The sequence below is a fragment of the Tenacibaculum sp. Bg11-29 genome, from assembly GCF_002836595.1.
Lineage (GTDB): Bacteria > Bacteroidota > Bacteroidia > Flavobacteriales > Flavobacteriaceae > Polaribacter.
In genome coordinates this window covers 1260198-1278957 of the sequence record NZ_PJBB01000003.1, presented here as the reverse complement: position 1 = coordinate 1278957, position 18760 = coordinate 1260198, and the positions used below count along the sequence as shown (strand labels likewise).

The window sequence follows — 18760 nt, the reverse complement described above, 5'->3', positions numbered from 1 at the left end:
GTACCGGTTTTGTAAATAATTTCTAATCCTTCTTAATCTAAGAATTATTTTTAGAATGGATATCTAATCTATTATTTATAAGAATTACTATAATATCATCAGAACTGTTTTTTTAATATATAGTTCCTAAAAATTATTACCTGGATTTTCTGGACTTCCAGCTTGCGCTTTTTGTGGGTTTAAAATCATATAGGTTCCAATAGCGGTTAAAGCAGCGTATTTGCTATAACCTCCTATTTTTTTTAATGCCTCTTTTCTAGAGATATCTTTACTTTTATCTTGAATTTGTTTTTTCATAATGATATGTTGTATTACTCTAAAATAATTTTCTTGCTAACTGTTCCTAAACTAGAACTTAATTCCACGATGTAAACTCCTGCAGCAGTTTTTGGTAATTGAATTACATGAACTCCTGTTGATTTAAGTTCAGTACTAATTACTTTTTTACCTAAAATAGAATATACATTTACGGATGCTTTATCAGCTTGTAAACCAGCAATAGTTAAACTATTATTAGCAGATTTGTATATGCTTACACTTTCTAAATCTTGTGCAATATCAACATCTTCTAAGTTTTTAGCACTTGTGTGAATGTAGAATTGACCAGTACCTTTAGCAGTACTTTTTAACGTTACTGAATGATTCTCTTCAGAAATATTTACTAAAGTATTATTAATTCTATCTTCTAAAAATACATTAGTGTTATCTGGTAGGTTTTGTGCTTTTACAGAAAAGGTAATTTTCTTGCCAGCTTCAGCAATTAAACCTACAGGTATAACAATTTTTTCAAGGTTTTGATTCGGTAAAGTTTGAATCGCTAATTTTTTACCTTTGCTATCAGAAACCAATTCAGTATATACTTTGAATTTGTAATCTGTACCTCCAAACATTTTAGAATCGTATCCATTATCAAAACCAGTAGTTTTACTATCAGCATAAAAGACTTTAGTAGCACTCTTATTAGTTCCTTCTTCTACAGATAATTCAAAAGTAGATTTTGGAGCTTCTCTCATAAATGTATCCGCATTTTGATGACTTCTGTTGGCAGTTGTAAAAATTACAGCGCCTCCAGTTGAAGCTTCTACAAAAAATGCTTGTCCTGGAGCAACTTCTATAGGGCTTGCGTTATTGTATGTTACATACGCTGTTCCGTTCCATAACCAAACAGTCTCTTCAGTTAAAACTGCTGTATTAGTAGTTGTAAATGTTGCAGAATTTATAAAAGCAGTAAAAGGGTTACCTAGTAAGTTAAAATTTGTAGTAGTTCCTGTTGATACACCAAATATTACATTAGAAGTGTTTAAAGCGGTACCTGTAGAAGATATATCACCAGCAGTAGCTAATTGTGCCGATATTCCCATTCCTGGAGTTACGTTACCTGTACTACCTGCGTTTACATATGCCCATTGAGAAGCATTACTATTTTCATAAAGACCAATACCAATATTACCTGGAGTACTACCTGTTGCAAAAGTATTATTTGCTATTACATTTTGTAATGTTTCATTAGCAATAGGTGTAGAAACTAAATACCAATCACCTGTTGTAGGTAAGTTTCTTTTATAAGTAACAGTACCTGTTGTTGTACTATTAGGAATAAAACTTGCTCCAGAATTAATGGTTAATGAATTAAATGTTACCGAAGCATTAGCTGTTGGGTACATCATTAAACCACTAGGAATAGTAATATCTGCATTTGCAGTAGGAATAACAGTTGGATTCCAGTTTAATGATTGCGCCCAATCAGTATTCAATGCCCCTGTCCATGTAGCCATAGGAGGTGCATTATTTACTATAAAAGTATTATTATTTGTTCCTGTTGGTGTTAAATTAGTTAATGAGTTACCAATGCCATCAGCAATGTTTTGACCGCCAGCAAACCCTAAGGTAACTGTTGCATTCAACCCTGCTAAGTCTCCACCAGAAGCTGTTACTCTGTATACATTACCACTTGGGTTTGTTACTGAAGCAATTGTAGCTGTTGTTCCACTTACTGTAAAATCTGTTGCATCTACATTTACTACTGCTCTATCAAAAGTTATATCCCATGCTAATGCATCTGCATCTGTTGGGCTTGTAGTTGGGCTTTGACGAGTAATGCTACTAATAAATGGTTGAGTATTTATGGTTGTAAAAGTTAAAACCGTTGCTTCCGTTACACCAACACTGTTGGTTGCAAAAGCAATAACACTATAGTTACTATTTGCGATTAAACCTGTAAGTGCTTTGGTAAATACTCCTGTTGTACCAGTAACAACAACTTTAAAAACAGTTGTACCGTTTACTTCTGCTAATGTTGGTGAATTATCATCTGATGTTAACGCATACACAAAACCTCTTTCTATAATTGTTGTTCCGCCATTTGCAGTTACGTTTCCGTTTACTGTAGCTCCATTTTCTGTAATTGTTGTTGCTGCTGCTGTAGTTACGGTAGGTTTTCCTTTTACCGTAATTGTAAAAGATTGATTAGTAATACCTCCATTTCCATCAGCGGCTTTTAACACGACATTATGTACCCCTGTTTTACCAGTTGCATCTCCTGTAATTACAGCACGTTGTGTTATTTTTCTGATTTTATCATTGTCACTATCAGCAACATACACAGTACCTGATACATCCACATAAACTCCTTTAATTTCTTTAAACTTAGCTACGGTTGCTAGGCCATCTTCAAAACCTCTCGTAGACCCCGCCAACGTATTAACCAACCCTGAAGGAGTTATTTTACGTATTATATTTCTATTTCCAATATATACATTTCCTGATGTATCTACAGAAACTGCTTTAGGAGAGTCAAATTGAGCTGCGGCTCCTATACCATTTGCAAAACCAGATGTGCTCCCCGCCAAAGTACTAACCACACCAGATGGACTTATTTTACGTATTTTATGATTACCAGAATCCGCAACATAAATATTACCTAATGCATCTACAGAAACTCCATAAGGAGAGTCAAATTGAGCTGCGATTCCTGTACCTTCTGCAAAACCAGATGTGCTCCCTGCCAAGGTAGTAACCACACCAGATGGACTTATTTTACGTATTTTATGATTACCAGAATCTGCAACATACACATTACCTAATGCATCTACAGAAACTCCATAAGGAGAGTCAAATTGAGCTACAGTACCCGTACCTTCTGCAAAACCTTGCGTAGATCCCGCCAACGTAGTAACCACACCAGATGGGCTTATTTTACGTATTCTATGATTACCAAAATCTGCAACATACACATTACCTGAAGCATCTACTGCAAGCCCAGAAGGAGAACTAAATTGAGCTGAGGTTCCTGTGCCATTTACAAAACCTTCCGTAGACCCCGCCAACGTAGTAACCACACCAGATGGATTTATTTTATATATTTTATGACTAGGCCTAGCAACTGCAACATACACATTCCCAGATGCATCTACAGAGACTCCTCTAAGTGGTACATTTCGAATTAAATCTCTAATATTCAATCCCGTGCTAAACGAAAGAGAGCTTACTGTAGTAGTCACAGCAGACAAACTTAACCAATCAGGTTTTGTAGTCGCAGTAACTGTTACAGCATCACCATCTACATCATTGGTAGTAATATTGTAAGTATATGTACTGCCTTCATTAATAGCAGTTATTGCTGTTGATGTAAATGTTGGTGGGGTGTTTATGGTTGTAAAAAAAATTACTGAAGATTCTGTTACCCCAACACTGTTGGTTGCAAAAGCAATAACACTATAGTTACTATTTGCTATTAAACCTGTAAGTGCTTTTGTAAAACCCCCTGTTGTTCCTGCAATAACTTCTTTAATAACAGTTGTGCTATTTACTTCTGCTAATGTTGGTGAACTATCATCTGATGTTAACGCATACACAAAACCTCTTTCTGTAATTGTTGCTCCTCCATTTGCAGTTACGTTTCCGTTTACTGTAGCTCCATTTACTGTAATTGTTGTTGCTGCAGCTGTAGTTACGGTAGGTATTTCTTTTACTGTAATTGTAAAAGACTGATTAGTTATGCCTCCACTACCATCATCTGCTTTTAATACTACATTATGTACTCCCGTTTTTCCAGTTGAATCTCCTCTAAGTAAAGCGCTTTCCGCTATTTTTCTAATTTTATCACTATTATTATCGGCAACATATACAGTACCTGATGCACCTACACAAACTGCATTAATGGAACTTGTAATATCTGCCAACGCACTAACCAATCCTGAAGGAGTTATTTTACGTATTCTATTATTATTTGAATCTGCAACATATACATTTCCTGATGTGTCTACAGAAACTCCATAAGGAGAATTAAATTGAGCTGCGACTCCTATACCATTTGCAAAACCGAATGTACTCCCTGCCAACGTAGTAACTACACCAGATGGACTTATTTTACGTATTTTATGATTATCCGAATCTGCAACATAAACATTACCTAATGCATCTACAGAAACTCCATAAGGAGAACTAAATTGAGCTGCGGTTCCTCTACCATTTGCAAAACCAGATGCGCTCCCAGCCAACGTAGTAACCACACCAGATGGGCTTATTTTACGTATTTTATGATTACCAGAATCTGCAACATACACATTACCTAATACATCTACAGAAACTCCATAAGGAGAGTCAAATTGAGCTGCAGTACCTGTACCTTCCGCAAAACCTTGCGTAGATCCCGCCAACGTAGTAACCACTCCAGATGGGCTTATTTTACGTATTCTATGATTACCCATATCTGCCACATACACATTTCCTGATGCATCTACTGCAAGCCCAGAAGGAGAGCTAAATTGAGCTGCGGTTCCTGTGCCATTTGCAAAACCTCCCGTAGACCCTGCCAACGTAGTAACCACTCCAGATGGGCTTATTTTATATATTTTATGACTAGGCTTAGCAACTACCACATATACATTACCTGATGCGTCTGCAGAAACTCCCCTAAGTGATTGACGGCGAATTCGCTCCCTTTGACTTATCCCTGTACTAAAAGCAAGAGAGCTTACTGTAGTAGTCGCAGCAGAAAAGCTTAACCAACTAGGCTTCGTAGTCGCAGTAACTGCTACAGCGTCTCCATCTACATCATTAGTGGTAATATTGTAGGTATATGTACTGCCTTCATTAATAGCAATTACTGGGGTAGAAGTAAAAGTTGGTAAGGTATTAGCTGCGGTTGTAATCTTTATTTTTATTGGGCTTGTCTGTATATTTGGTATGCTTTCATCATCTTGAGCTACTGTATATACATCATAAGCTGTACCTGCGGTTAAGCCTGTAACATTAAAATTATGACTATTATCCCTTGTATTTACAACTGTATTACCTGAAGTTACTTGAATAGAACCTCCAGTTCCAGTTCCTACTTTTACTTCTGCTGAAGTTGGACCGGTTGCTCCATCAGCTAGTACTACATAATAAATGGTTCCCGCTTCATCTATATCTGTTTCTAAGGTGAAACTTTTTTGATGTATTGAAGATGCCACTGGTTTACTATTTTCAAATAAGGGTGGTGTAATATCTGACCAAACTATGGTACTTTGTACATCACCTGTTAAAGTGGTAAGTAATGCTCCACAGATGTTACCAGTTTTAACCCAGTTACCCAATGTGAGATCAGGAGGGTTAGGGTAAGAAGCGGTATCGTTATAAAAAGCAGTCGGTATAAAAGGGAAATCTTTAATAATTTCCCATCTTGCTTGACCAACATTCCATATTATTTTCACGTCTCCATTTACATAGGTATTTCTAGTATGTCCATCAGCCCCTACAGTCGTAGACTGTTTGGTTAGAAATGTATTGGAACAACCAACATAAGTAATTTGTCCATAGGAGAAATGTGTTATAAATAGTAGTATAAGAACTGCGGCTAATTTAGGCGCATTAAGTAAAGGTTTATTCATAATGAGTTTGATTTAATTTAGGGATAAAAAATTAATAAAAAGGGATATCAATGTTCATAAAAAATCCAGTAAAACTGGAGTAACGACATAGGTAGCTGTTGTTATTGTATGGGTTAATTTTACATTATGTAATAACATGGAATTATAAAAATTTGCGCAATGATACTTATAAAATTTATAAACTTTATAAACTTTATAAAAAATGTGATGTTTGAGGCTTTTTATGGTAATTCTATCTTTTACTACAGAAAGTAAGGGCTAAAGAGTAGGGAATAATTTTTCAATTTCCTTTTTATACTTTTGAGATATAGGAATATCTACACTATTTATTTTTACAAAGTCTTTTCCTAAAACTGTTATTTTAGTTGTATTGATAATATACCGTTGATGACTTTGAAGAAACAATGGTTTAGGTAGTTCTTGTTTAAATACTAACAGTTTATTTCTTACAACATGTGTTTTTTCTTTAAACGTAATTTCTATATAATTTCCATCAGACTTCACATAATAAATATCATTAACATTTATTTTAATTTTCTTGTATCCGTCTTTTATAAAAATGAAATCATCTGGATGATCATTCGAATTTGAAACATTATTTAGTTGTGTGTTTTCAAAAAAATTATGTAGTGCGATATCGATAGTTGTTAATAATGTAGGTTCTTGGTATGGCTTCATTAAATAACCATTTGGTTTCGTTTCTAATACTTCTTTAAGTGTTTGCTGATCGCCAAATGCTGTTAAGTATATAATAGGGATGTTTAAATACTTTCGAACTTGTTGCGCTAACCAAACACCGTTTTTTTCTCCGGCCAAATTAATATCTAGTAAAACTAAATCAACAGCTGAATTCTGAATCTCTTTCCACGCAGTTTCTGCAGATGCTGCTGACCCTGCAATTTCGTATTTATTTTCTAACAACATTGTTTCCAATGACATTCTCGAAATTGCTATATCTTCTACTATATAAATATTTTTTGACGCTATCACTTATTATATCCTTGTTTTAAAATTAAAGTTATAAGCTAAGCCGTTTTCATTTTTAATTATTAAATCGGCTTCAATTTCTTCAGCTAGCATTTTTATCAACCTTCGTCCTAAAGTTTTATTTGCGCTTTTTTCGTCATCAACCTCATACCCTTTTCCGTTATCTGCATAGGTAAAAAGGAATTCGTTATTACTTATTTCATATAAAGATAAAGTAATAGTACCTTCTTTAGCTGTAAACGCATATTTTAAAGAGTTTGTAATCAATTCATTTACTATAAGTCCTAAAGTTGTAGCATAATCAACTGGTAATGAAACATTATTTACATTCAATTTAAATTCAATTGCTTCAATACTTGAAACTTGAAGTAATCTAGAGCCTAACTCATTAAAGTATTTCTCCATTGAAACTAAAGACAAAGTATCATCTTTATACAGCATTTCATGAACCAACGCAATAGAGTTTATGTGCTTTTGAGATTCATTTATCATTTCAGTTACTTCCTTATTTTTATGCTTAACTGATTGCAAATACAATAGTCCTGAAATAAGTTGCAGGTTGTTTTTTACTCTATGATGAATTTCCTTAAGTAAAACTGTTTTTTGCTTTGCAATTATTTCTATCTCTTTTTTCTTCTCTTCTATTTTAATTCTATCATTTCTAGATTTTACTATAAAAATAATTATTGAGATTAAAAAGACGAATAAAAATAGTATTGCATAGGTAACAATTAGTAATAAATCTTGTTTACTATTCATCACTTATTCCATGCTTATTTATATATCTCCATTCAGTAAATATTAATGCTTGATAAATAATATAAAAGAGCGTATTAAATATCCAAATATCAATATAAGGGTCCTCAATAAAAACTAATTCATAATTACCGAATAAAAATATTAATGAACTACATAAAACGTAAAGTATTAAACCTATTGTTAGGTAGAATAGTTTTTTACTCTTCCCTAGAGTATTAAACATGTGTATTAATGAATACACAATTAATAATGCAGAAGTTGAAGCAATTTCAAATAAATTAAATTGCCAAAACAATTCATTGTTATAGATATACATTCCAATGATTATAAATGTAACCACAACATAATTAAATATTACTATTTTTTTTAATTTATTGTTATTAAAAAGTCGATAAAAAACAATGTTTAATAATATAAATTGCGCGTTGAAATAAAAATGTGATAAGTAAAAATTTTGACCTGGATAAAGAAAACCAATACCATTACAAAATAACTCTACCACAAATAAAACGAGTAAATAAATCGTTACATATTTATATAAATTACTTTTAAATTTATTTCTTTTGCTAAAAAAAAGAACTGCATTTATTAGTAATAATAATAAGCTAAAAACACTCAGTGAAAATCCAAATAGAAAAGGGTCCATATTTAGTATTTGTTTTTTAAATATACTATAATTATTCAACCTAAAAAAAAAGCAATTTTAAATTACTTCTTTTATATAAAAAAACAATAAAAACCGATACATTTCTGTATCGGTTTTTATATTTATTTATTGTCTTATTTATGCCATTTTAGAGTGATACAAATTATCTATCCTCCAAAATCATCAAATCGGATATTCTCGTCAGCAAGACCAAAATCTTCTCCCATTTTTTGAACAGCATTGTTCATTAATGGTGGACCACAGAAATATAATTCTAAGTCTTCCGGTGCTTCATGCTTCGATAAATATTCGTTAATTACTACTTGGTGAATAAATCCTGTAAAACCGTTTCCTACTTCATCATTAACATCCGTTTTAACTTTCCAGTTATCTGCTTCTGTAGGGTCTGATAAAGCAATAAAGAACTTAAAGTTAGGGAAATCTTTTTCTAAAGCTCTAAAATGATCTACATAAAATAATTCTGCTTTAGAACGACCACCATACCAATAAGTTACTGTTCTACCAGTTTTTAATGTTCTGAATAAGTGATATAAATGTGAACGCATTGGTGCCATACCTGCTCCACCACCAACATATAACATTTCTGCTTCAGATTCGTTGATAAAGAATTCTCCATAAGGTCCAGAGATTACACATTTATCACCTTTCTTTAAGTTAAAAATATAAGAAGAAGCAACTCCTGGATTTACATCCATCCATCCACCTTTCACTCTATCAAAAGGAGGTGTTGCAATACGTACATTTAACATAATTTCTCTTCCTTCAGCAGGGTAAGAAGCCATAGAATATGCTCTTTCTACAGTTTCTGTATTTTTCATTACCAATGGTCTTAAGTTAAACTTATCCCATTCTCCTTCAAACTTATCTGGTGTATCATGTTCTTCTGGATGCGCTGTAATGTCCATATCAGCATAGTTTACTTCACAAGCTGGTATTTCAATTTGAATATAACCACCTGCTTTATACCCCATATCTTCTGGAATTTCAACTACGAATTCCTTAATAAAAGTAGCTACGTTGTAATTTCTTACAACAACTGCATCCCATTTCTTAATTCCAAAAATTTCTTCTGGAATAGAAATATCCATGTCTTGTTTTACTTTTACCTGACAAGATAAACGTACACCACTTGCCAATTCTTTACGTGTAAAGTGAGGTGTTTCTGTTGGTAAAGCTTCTCCACCACCAGAGTTTACATGACACTCACACTGAACGCACGATCCACCACCACCACAAGCTGATGGTAAAAATATTTTTTCTGCTCCTAAAGTAGATAACAATGTACCTCCTGAAGCAACTTCAATTGTTTTGTCTCCGTTTATTGTAATTTTTACAGGCCCAGATGGTGCAAGTTTTTGTTTTACAAACAATAATAACCCTACCAAAATTAATAAGATTATTAAAAAAGATATAACCGTTACAGCTACTGTACCTCCTGTACTTACTTCTAAAAATACCATTATTCTATAATTTTTTTAGTGTTATCAGCTAATTTTTCAGCTTGCTGCTTTACTTCGATTTTTTTCTCTATTTTGATTTCTGCTTTAGGTGCTGCTTCTTTCTTCACTTCTTCATCTCCTCCTGTTAGCATTCCTCCAAAACTCATAAATCCTATAGCCATTAATCCAGTAATAATAAAAGTGATTCCTAATCCTCTTAATGCTGGTGGCACAGATGAATATCTAATTTTTTCACGAATAGCTGCAATTGCTAAAATTGCTAAAAACCATCCGATTCCTGAACCAATACCATATGTTAATGATAAACCTAATGTTGGAATTTCACGAGATTGCATAAATAAAGACCCTCCTAAAATAGCACAGTTTACTGCTATTAATGGTAAGAAAATACCTAATGAATTATACAATGCTGGTGCAAATTTCTCAACAATAATTTCTACCAATTGTACCATCGTTGCAATTGTTGCAATGAACATGATAAATGATAAGAAACTTAAATCGTAATCTGCATATTCAGCTCCTAACCAAGATAAAGCCCCTGGTTGCAATAAATATTGATCTAATAACCAGTTAATAGGTACTGTTACAGCTAGTACAAAAATAACTGCTGCTCCTAAACCTACTGCTGTTGCTACTTTTTTAGATACAGCTAGGTAAGAACACATTCCTAAGAATGTAGCAAATACCATATTATCAATAAATATCGACTTGAAAAATAATTCTAAATGTTCCATATTTTATATTTTTCCCTCTTTCAACTTCACCTCTAAATTCTTCATAGAGATATTGAAGAGGATTTAATCCTCGATTAGTGCTTTGTTTCTACTACGTTGTATCCAAATAATAATACCTACAACAATTAATGCCATTGGTGATAATAACATAAATCCGTTATTTTCATATCCGAAAGCATACAATCCTGTTAGTTCAATTGGATCTCCTAATACTTTAAATCCTAATAAAGTACCAGAACCTAACAACTCTCTAAAGAAACCTACTGCTATTAAAATAGCACCGTAACCTAATGCATTTCCTATTCCGTCTAAGAACGATCTCCATGGTCCGTTTCCTAAAGCAAACGCTTCAAAACGCCCCATAATAATACAGTTGGTTATAATTAACCCAACAAATACCGAAAGAGTTTTACTTAACTCGTAAGCAAAAGCTTTTAATACTTGATCAACAATAATTACTAAAGCTGCAACTACAATTAACTGTACAATAATTCTAATTTTTGATGGAATAATGTTTCTCATTAAAGAGATAACAACGTTTCCGATACCTAGTACAAATAATACAGAAACTGCCATTACAATAGAAGCTTTAAGCTCTGCTGTAATTGCTAATGCTGAACAGATACCTAATACCTGAATCGTAATTGGATTGTTATCTAATAACGGATCTGTAATTAATACTGCGTCTTTTTTTGATAAAAGTCCCATATTTATTTCAATGTTTTAAAGTAAGGCACGTATAAACCTAATTCAGATTTAATCATTGCTGCAACTCCATCACCTGTAATGGTTGCACCTGCAATTGCATCTACCTCGTTATCATTTTTATCTTCGTTCTTTGGATCATTGTTCGATTTTGAAACTTTAATTCCTTTAAAAGAACCATTGTTCATTAAATCTTCTCCAATGAAATCATCCATAAAGTAACGTTGCTTAATGTTAGCTCCTAAACCTGGTGTTTCTCCTTTGTGATCGAAAAAAGCACCTTGAACCACCATGTTTTTATCCATTGCAACATATGCCCAAACAGCATCCCAAAGACCTTTACCTCTAATTGGCGCGATATAAAACGTTTTACCATCTTTTTCTCCTACAAATAATGGTAATTTCCTTACATTTCCTGCCTTTGCAGCTGTTTGTTCTTTTTTTACATTTATTAAATATGCTTCAGTATTTTCAGTGATTTTATCACCTTCAATAACTAATTGCTTTTTAATGTATTTTGCAAACTCACCAGCTACTTTGTCTTTAGATACAAAAACTGCACTACTTTCATCATTATCATTTACACCCATAGCATACAAAATATTTTGTTGCTTTTCGATACGTTTGTTTGCATCAATCATTGGGCGAAGCGATGAAGCTGTAAAAGCTAACAACGCACCTACTATTAATACCATACCAATGGCAAAAAGTAGCGTATATCCATTACTGTCTGTTCTCTTACTCATAATTAGGCAGTTTTAACTTTAGCACGTTTTAATCTTCTCTTTACATTTCCTTGAACCACATAATGGTCAATTGTTGGAGCAAAAACGTTCATTAATAAAATAGCTAACATTACTCCTTCTGGATATGCTGGATTGAATACACGAATCATAATCGAAATAAATCCGATAAAGAAACCGTAAATCCATTTTCCTTTGTTGGTTTGCGATGCTGATACTGGATCAGTAGCCATATATATAGCTCCGAATGCAAAACCTCCAATTAATAAATGTTTCCAAAAATCTAAGCTCATTAATCCGTAAAACTTACTTGTTTCACCAATCCATCCTAAACCAACTACTTGATTAAAAATGAATCCCATTACTAAAGCTCCGATTACTGCAGATAACATTATTCTCCAACTTCCAATTTTTGTAAAAATTAAGAACAACCCTGCTAATAAAATTAATAAGGTTGATGTTTCTCCTACTGAACCAGGAATAAATCCGAAGAACATATCAGAAACCGAATGTGTTACTGGTTGTGATTGCGCTAAAGTTCCTAAAACTGTTTCACCAGAAATGGCATCAGCAGTTCCTGCTAACTCTCTTGCTCCTTCTACCCATACTTTATCTCCCGACATCCAAGTTGGATATGCGAAGAATAAAAATGCACGTATTGTTAATGCTGGGTTTAAGATATTCATTCCTGTACCACCAAACACTTCTTTACCGATAACTACACCAAAAACTACGGCTACAGTTAACATCCATAAAGGTAAATCGATAGGTACAATTAAAGGAACTAACATTCCTGTAACTAAATATCCTTCTTCTACTTCGTGCCCTTTAATTATTGCGAAAATAATTTCAACAGCTAAACCAACAACATATGATACAATTACTAATGGTAAAATTTTAAATAAACCAATTAAGAAATTACTCATATTCCAGAAATCTCCACTAAAGAAAGACATTCCTTCTGTAAATCCATTAACAGCAGCGTTATGTTGATAACCTGCGTTGAACATTCCGAAGATTAAACACGGTACTAATGACATAATTACTATGTTCATTGTACGTTTTAAATCATCAGCGGCCTTTATATGAGTTCCTCCGTGAGTTGTCTCATTTGGCAAATATAAAAAGGTGTGGATTGCGTTAAACGCAGGTGCCATCTTAGTGCCTTTATATTTTTCTTTTAAATTATGTAAGTTTTGTTTTAAGCCCATATCTTATCCTAATTCTTCTCTCATTAAATCTAATCCTTCACGAATTATTTTCTGGTGAGGCTGTTTAGACACACAAATAAATTCTGTTATTGCAAAATCTTCTGGTGCAATTTCATAAGCTCCTAATCCTTCCATTTCGTCAAGATCTTGATACTTACAAGCTTTTAATAATTGCATTGGAAAAATATCTAACGGAAATACTTCCTCATACGATCCTGTAACCACAAATGCTCTGTGCTCACCGTTTGTATTTGTATTTAAGTCATATTTTTTCTTTGGGTTTAACCAAGAAAATGTAAATGCTCTTGATGTAGAAACCTTATTAAAAACAGGTTTATTCCAACCGAACAGTTCATAATCATTTCCTTCAGGAATTGCAGTTACCATGTTTTCATAGTATCCTAAATATCCTTCTTCACCAACTTGCGCTCCGCTTAATACGTTTCCACTTATTACACGAGCGTTGTCTGCTTCTAAATTTCCTTTTACAAGTTCAGCTATATTAGCTCCTGCTAAAGCAGTAACATATTGTGGCTTGCTAAATTTAGATCCTGCTAAAGCAATTGTACGCTTAGCATTAAATTTACCAGTTAACAATAACTCACCAATTACCACTAAATCTTGTGGTGTAACTACCCACACAACTTCTCCTTTATTAATAGGACTAATTTGTGCTATTTGAGTACTTACATTACCAACAGGGTGTGGTCCTGACACGTTGTGCAAATCAACTCCTTTCATCTCTTTAAACGGAGACAACATTGAGTCTTTTGCAACAGAAACGTGTACTTTACCTTCTGTTAATTTTGTTAGCGCAGTTAAAGCAGCCTGTAATTCAGCTTCTTTACCTTTTAATGCATAATCATAATCTGTTGCTAAAGGTGCACTTGCGTAGGCAGATACAAAAATCGATTTTGGAGTTTGATTCGGATTTGCAATCACGTCGTAAGGACGTTGTTTTACAAATGGCCAACAACCTGAAGCAAGTAAGTGAGTTTTCACTTCTTCGCTTGACATTGCATCAATATCTTTTTTACCGAAATCTTTGTATTCCTGCTGTGCATCAGCAGTGATTTTAAATGCTAAAACTTTTCTTCTGGCTCCACGAACGATTTCTGTAATTTTACCACTTACCGGACTAGAAAATAAAATGCGTTCATCACTTTTTGAATAAAAAAGTGCTTGACCTGCTTTTACTTCGGTACCTTCTTTTGCTAAAATTTTTGGAATAACGCCATGAAAATCGCTTGGCTTAATTGCAAACAAGCTACCTAACGAAAGTTCTGTAGTTATTTGCTCTGCGTCGCCAACGAGCTTGATGTCCAAGCCTTTCTTAATACGGATGTCTTTTGACATAGGAACTGATTAAATTGATTTTCTAAAAACAAGCAAATTTACAGGTTTTGAATTTTTTGGATACGAATTTGTATTTTTATCTTTTGAATAACTCTTTATTTATACCTGTTCTAAATAATCAGTTACCTTTGGCTTACATTTTGATACATTTGCATTTATGAAAAAACTACTTTTAACCTTCTTATTTTGTGCATTCTCTGTAATAATAAATGCTCAAAACATTAAAACAATTCAGTTACGTCCAAAATACAATACGAATCAGTATTCGGCAATTGTGCGATTAGGAGAAGTTTTAAAATTATCGTTTGACGATTTAGATGCTGACAATAAAGAATATCAGTATAAAATTGAGCATATGACTCATGATTGGAAATCTAGCAACTTAACATCAAATCAATATATTGATGGTTTTGATGAAAATGAAATAACCAACGTTACTAATTCTTTTAACACATTACAGCCCTACACGCATTATTCAGTTGAAATTCCGAATCAAAATACGATTATTACAAAAAGTGGAAATTATTTAATTTCCATTTTAAATGAAGATTATGAAGTCGTTTTTTCTAGACGTTGTATTTTTTACGAAGATATTACCATGGTTGGAGTTGCCGTTTTTAGAAGTAGAGACACAAAATCAAACAACAAAAAACAAACAATTCAGTTTTCGGTTAATCATCAAAACATATCAATTAACAACGCTAACCAAGAAATTAATGCTGTTTTAATTCAAAACCACAATTGGAACACTGCTATTAACAACATTAAACCTCAGTTTATAAAACCTCAACAACTATTATACAATCACACACTTAAAACAAATTTCTCTGGAGGGAATGAGTTTTTAAACTTTGATAGTAAATATTTACGAAGCACTAGTTTAAATATAGCCAAAACTGAAAGAAAAGAAATCTACCATAGCTACCTATATAGTGATGAAGAAAGAATTGATAAAACCTACACCTATAACCCAGACATAAATGGACAATTTGTTGTGAGAACCTTAGAAGCTAACGATGCTAACACAGAGGCTGACTATTCAATGGTTCATTTTTCTTTAGATGCTTTTGAACCTTTAGAAAACAAAGATGTTTTTGTATATGGAGCCTTTAACAACTACCAACTATCTACTGAAAATAAAATGAAGTACAATGCTGCTAACGAAATGTACCAAACAACAATTAAATTTAAACAAGGATTTTATAATTATAACTACGCTACACTAAGTAATAATGGAATTATTGATTTAAACGAAATTGACGGCTCCTTTTATCAAACTGAAAATGAATACACTGCAATTATATATTACAAACCTTTTGGTGAAATGTACGACAGAGTTATTGGTGTAGGAAATGGATATTTTAACCAAAATAGGTGATTTATAGCCGTAAAAGTTGACTAAATCATAAAAAAGTTTATATTTAGGCGATGTTTCAACAAATAACAAAAGGCATAAAAATAGCCGTCAAGACCACTTTTAATGGTCTAATACAGCATAAAGATCAAGAATATTATTCTTTTAGTTACTACGTATCAATTGAAAATAAATCAAAAGATACCGTAAAACTTTTGGAACGGTTTTGGGTAATTTTAGATTCACTTAACAACACAGAATATGTTGAGGGAATTGGTGTTATTGGTAAAACCCCTATTCTTAAACCGAATGAAACATACAGCTATAAATCTAATTGTTTTTTACACTCACCCATTGGGGCAATGAAAGGAAACTACAAAATGATTAACTTTGAAAACTCAGAAGAATTTCTAGTAACCATACCAACATTCAAACTAACCTCTACTCCTATTTTAAATTAATGGTCAAGAAAAATAAGGTTGCAATTATACAAGAACCTAATTGCTTAAATTGCGGCTATCCATTTACTAAGAATGAAAATTATTGTCCTGAATGTGGCCAAAAAAATAAAGGAAAAAAAATCACATTGAGTAATTTTATTCGTGAGGTTTTTGCAGGTTTCTTTTCTTGGGATGCTAAATTTTGGAGAACATTAATACCCTTATTAATAAACCCAGGTAAAGTATCTAAAGATTATATTGAAGGCAAAAGAGACAGATACTCTAACCCTTTTAGATTCTATCTTACCGTATCTGTTATTTTCTTTTTAATCATTGGAGTTACTGAAAGTTATAACAAATTTAACGAGCTACAAAACGGAAAGTCTTTTAAAGAAAAAACATCAAAAATAAAAATTGACGAGAACGGCATAAAAGCACTCGAAGTAAATTTAGATTCAATTCAAGAAGTTGTTTTCAAAGAAATCGACAAACAGGATTCAGTTAAAGCAAAATTGATTAAGCAGAAATTTGATTCTTTAAAAATAGATGGAAACCCTAATCAATCAATGTTAAATATTGGCTTTAGTGACTCTGATAGAATTACTAAGTTCATGAAGTTTCAGAAAAAAAATTCAGAAATAAGCCTTGACAACGCCTTAGATAGCTTGCATTTGAAAAAAGATTTCGGAAACAGGTTTTTATACTCAAGAGCAAAAGTATTTAACTCTTTTCTTTCTAAAGAAGATGAAGCACAAAAATTTTCTCGTCAGATATTATCATATGCTTCAATTGCTCTTTTTATCCTATTGCCACTTTTTACGTTATTTTTACGTATTATTTATATTAGAAGAAAATTCACCTATGTAGAACATTTAGTTTTTGTTTTTCACACTCAAACTGTTTTCTTTTTACTCTTTTCTATTTTTTATTTAATCGGTTTTTTTAAAGATGCTGAATATTTACTTGGTGCATTTTTAACACTCTTTTCAATATACTTATTCATGGCTATGAAGAAATTTTATGGTCAAAAAATTTTTAAAACTTTTATAAAATACCTTATCGCTAATTCTATATTTTTTATACTTGCAATACTTGGCTCCTTAACAATTTCGTTTATAGCTTTTGCATTATATTAAATTACTTTAGCAATTGAATCATAAAGTTTTGAGGAGAGGTTTTTAAACAAACTCTTACTTCTACTTTATTCTCTTTAGTAACAAAAGCATTAATCTTTTTTACTAAAGAGAGCTGTTTATTAGAAATACCATAAGTGCCCTTCTTCGCTTTCATGTATTTATCTACATCAAAAAAAAGTAAAAACTTGTTAGCTCCCTCTCTTTGAAAATCACTCGCATCAATTCCTTTTGAAGATAAAGAAAAGTTACTTTTCCTTTTACCTGCGTAAGTTTTAAAAAAAGGGTTTACAACCAACAAAGTATCGCCATCAACCCTTTTAACAGCTTCTTTAGAATACAAATAACCAAACAAACTACTTCCTCCTATATTAACATTAATAGCTGGTATTGTATTTTTCTGAATGGTCATTTTTTCCACTTTATTAAAATCATCGTCATACTCATATGTTACTATTGTATCATTTTCATGAACAAAAGATTTTAATTCAACATCAAAATTACCATTCCAATGACTAGTAATAGAATCTAATGATAAGTTTGTTAATTTTTTAAACTTATTTTTTTGTTCTTCTTTTAACAAACCAGACAGTAAATGACTCTTAACTCTTCCTGAAACTGATAGTAAAGAATTTGTTTTTTTTAATGCTGTATAAGGTAAAAACAAACTATTTCCTTTTATCAATTCCCCACTTAACAAAAAGTTTTCATTATCTATTCCTAATTCAAAAAAACCTTCTTTTTTAGTTGACACCGTAACAAGCTTATCACTATTCTTTACATTAAAAAAAGTTTTATCTCCTTCTTTTAAATAAGCCTTGTTTTGTAAAATAAATTTTATTTCCTCTTCAATTTTAGTAATTCCACCAAAACCAAACAGTATTCTTAAGTTGTTATTATCTAGAATGTAAACATTGTTTTTATAAAAAAAGCAATCAATACCTTCAAACCTTTTTTTAATATAATTTTCTTGTTTAAAAAACGACGCTAACTTACTCTTATCTTTTACCTCAACAACGCTACTAATCCAAATATCTTTTAAACGACTGTAATTTGTATAAAAAAGAAGGTTTACTGGCATCTTTATCTGATCAAATAAAGACAATTTAGTTTTAGAACTAGATGAACTACTCGTTGATTTAAAATACAAAAAAGGATGCTTTACAACATCCTTTATAATAGTATATTCAATTTCACGTAAATTAACACGAACAATTGCCTCTGCATAAACAGGTATCTCTTTAGTAAAATTTACAGTTGGGTTATATCTAAAATACCCAACTGTAAATAATATACCAAATATAATTATAACAGTATAAACTATTTTTTTAATCATTT

15 protein-coding genes are annotated in these 18760 nt (G+C 32.1%); 3 read left to right on the top strand and 12 right to left on the bottom strand.

The window, feature by feature from the left end:
• Positions 1–126: 126 nt before the first annotated feature.
• The 11 genes from CXF68_RS20790 to CXF68_RS05750 all read right to left on the bottom strand — a co-directional run bounded on the left by CXF68_RS20790 (position 127) and on the right by CXF68_RS05750 (position 14495).
• On the bottom strand, positions 127–297 hold the full coding sequence (locus CXF68_RS20790) for a hypothetical protein (RefSeq protein WP_198553757.1): 171 nt from the start codon (positions 295–297) through the stop codon (positions 127–129).
• A gap of 14 nt (positions 298–311) precedes the next feature.
• Positions 312–5873 carry a T9SS type A sorting domain-containing protein gene (locus tag CXF68_RS05795; protein WP_101043393.1) on the bottom strand — a complete coding sequence of 1854 codons (5562 nt, stop codon included), beginning with the start codon at positions 5871–5873 and terminating at the stop codon, positions 312–314.
• A gap of 258 nt (positions 5874–6131) precedes the next feature.
• Positions 6132–6863: a LytTR family DNA-binding domain-containing protein gene (locus CXF68_RS05790; protein ID WP_232771614.1), complete on the bottom strand. Its 732-nt coding sequence runs from the start codon at positions 6861–6863 to the stop codon at positions 6132–6134.
• Positions 6864–6866: 3 nt separating this feature from the next.
• The gene (locus tag CXF68_RS05785; RefSeq protein WP_101043391.1) at positions 6867–7619 is read right to left on the bottom strand and encodes a sensor histidine kinase; all 753 of its coding nucleotides are present in this window, start codon (positions 7617–7619) and stop codon (positions 6867–6869) included.
• A complete protein-coding gene (locus CXF68_RS20495; RefSeq protein WP_157821863.1) occupies positions 7612–7935 on the bottom strand; it encodes a hypothetical protein in 324 nt (107 codons plus the stop codon). Before CXF68_RS20495 ends, CXF68_RS05785 begins: the two co-directional genes overlap by 8 nt.
• Positions 7936–8432: 497 nt before the next feature.
• Positions 8433–9746, bottom strand: coding sequence for an NADH:ubiquinone reductase (Na(+)-transporting) subunit F (gene nqrF, locus CXF68_RS05775; RefSeq protein WP_101043389.1), 1314 nt, complete (start codon positions 9744–9746; stop codon positions 8433–8435).
• Positions 9746–10480 carry an NADH:ubiquinone reductase (Na(+)-transporting) subunit E gene (gene nqrE, locus CXF68_RS05770; RefSeq protein WP_101043388.1) on the bottom strand — a complete coding sequence of 245 codons (735 nt, stop codon included), beginning with the start codon at positions 10478–10480 and terminating at the stop codon, positions 9746–9748. Before nqrE ends, nqrF begins: the two co-directional genes overlap by 1 nt.
• Before the next feature lie 63 nt (positions 10481–10543).
• Positions 10544–11188, bottom strand: a complete 645-nt coding sequence (locus CXF68_RS05765; RefSeq protein ID WP_101043387.1) for an NADH:ubiquinone reductase (Na(+)-transporting) subunit D — start codon at positions 11186–11188, stop codon at positions 10544–10546.
• 2 nt (positions 11189–11190) lie between these two features.
• Complete coding sequence (locus tag CXF68_RS05760) at positions 11191–11931, bottom strand: Na(+)-translocating NADH-quinone reductase subunit C (RefSeq protein WP_101043386.1); 741 nt, start codon at positions 11929–11931, stop codon at positions 11191–11193.
• Positions 11932–11933: 2 nt separating this feature from the next.
• Entirely contained in the window at positions 11934–13139 is a 1206-nt protein-coding gene (locus tag CXF68_RS05755; protein ID WP_101043385.1) for an NADH:ubiquinone reductase (Na(+)-transporting) subunit B, read from the bottom strand.
• Between the two features lie 3 nt (positions 13140–13142).
• Positions 13143–14495: a Na(+)-translocating NADH-quinone reductase subunit A gene (locus tag CXF68_RS05750; RefSeq protein ID WP_101043384.1), complete on the bottom strand. Its 1353-nt coding sequence runs from the start codon at positions 14493–14495 to the stop codon at positions 13143–13145.
• A gap of 157 nt (positions 14496–14652) precedes the next feature.
• On the opposite strand from CXF68_RS05750, the gene CXF68_RS05745 reads away from it, so the two are divergent.
• The 3 genes from CXF68_RS05745 to CXF68_RS05735 are packed head-to-tail and all read left to right on the top strand — an operon-like array spanning position 14653 to position 17425.
• Complete coding sequence (locus CXF68_RS05745) at positions 14653–15873, top strand: DUF5103 domain-containing protein (protein WP_101043383.1); 1221 nt, start codon at positions 14653–14655, stop codon at positions 15871–15873.
• A 50-nt stretch (positions 15874–15923) separates the two neighbouring features.
• Entirely contained in the window at positions 15924–16310 is a 387-nt protein-coding gene (apaG, locus tag CXF68_RS05740) for a Co2+/Mg2+ efflux protein ApaG (RefSeq protein WP_101043382.1), read from the top strand.
• Entirely contained in the window at positions 16310–17425 is a 1116-nt protein-coding gene (locus CXF68_RS05735; RefSeq protein WP_101043381.1) for a DUF3667 domain-containing protein, read from the top strand. The genes apaG and CXF68_RS05735 overlap by 1 nt, the downstream gene beginning before the upstream one ends.
• A gap of 1 nt (position 17426) precedes the next feature.
• Here the strand turns inward: CXF68_RS05735 and CXF68_RS05730 are convergent, their stop codons facing one another.
• Entirely contained in the window at positions 17427–18758 is a 1332-nt protein-coding gene (locus CXF68_RS05730) for a hypothetical protein (protein ID WP_101043380.1), read from the bottom strand.
• Positions 18759–18760: the final 2 nt, after the last annotated feature.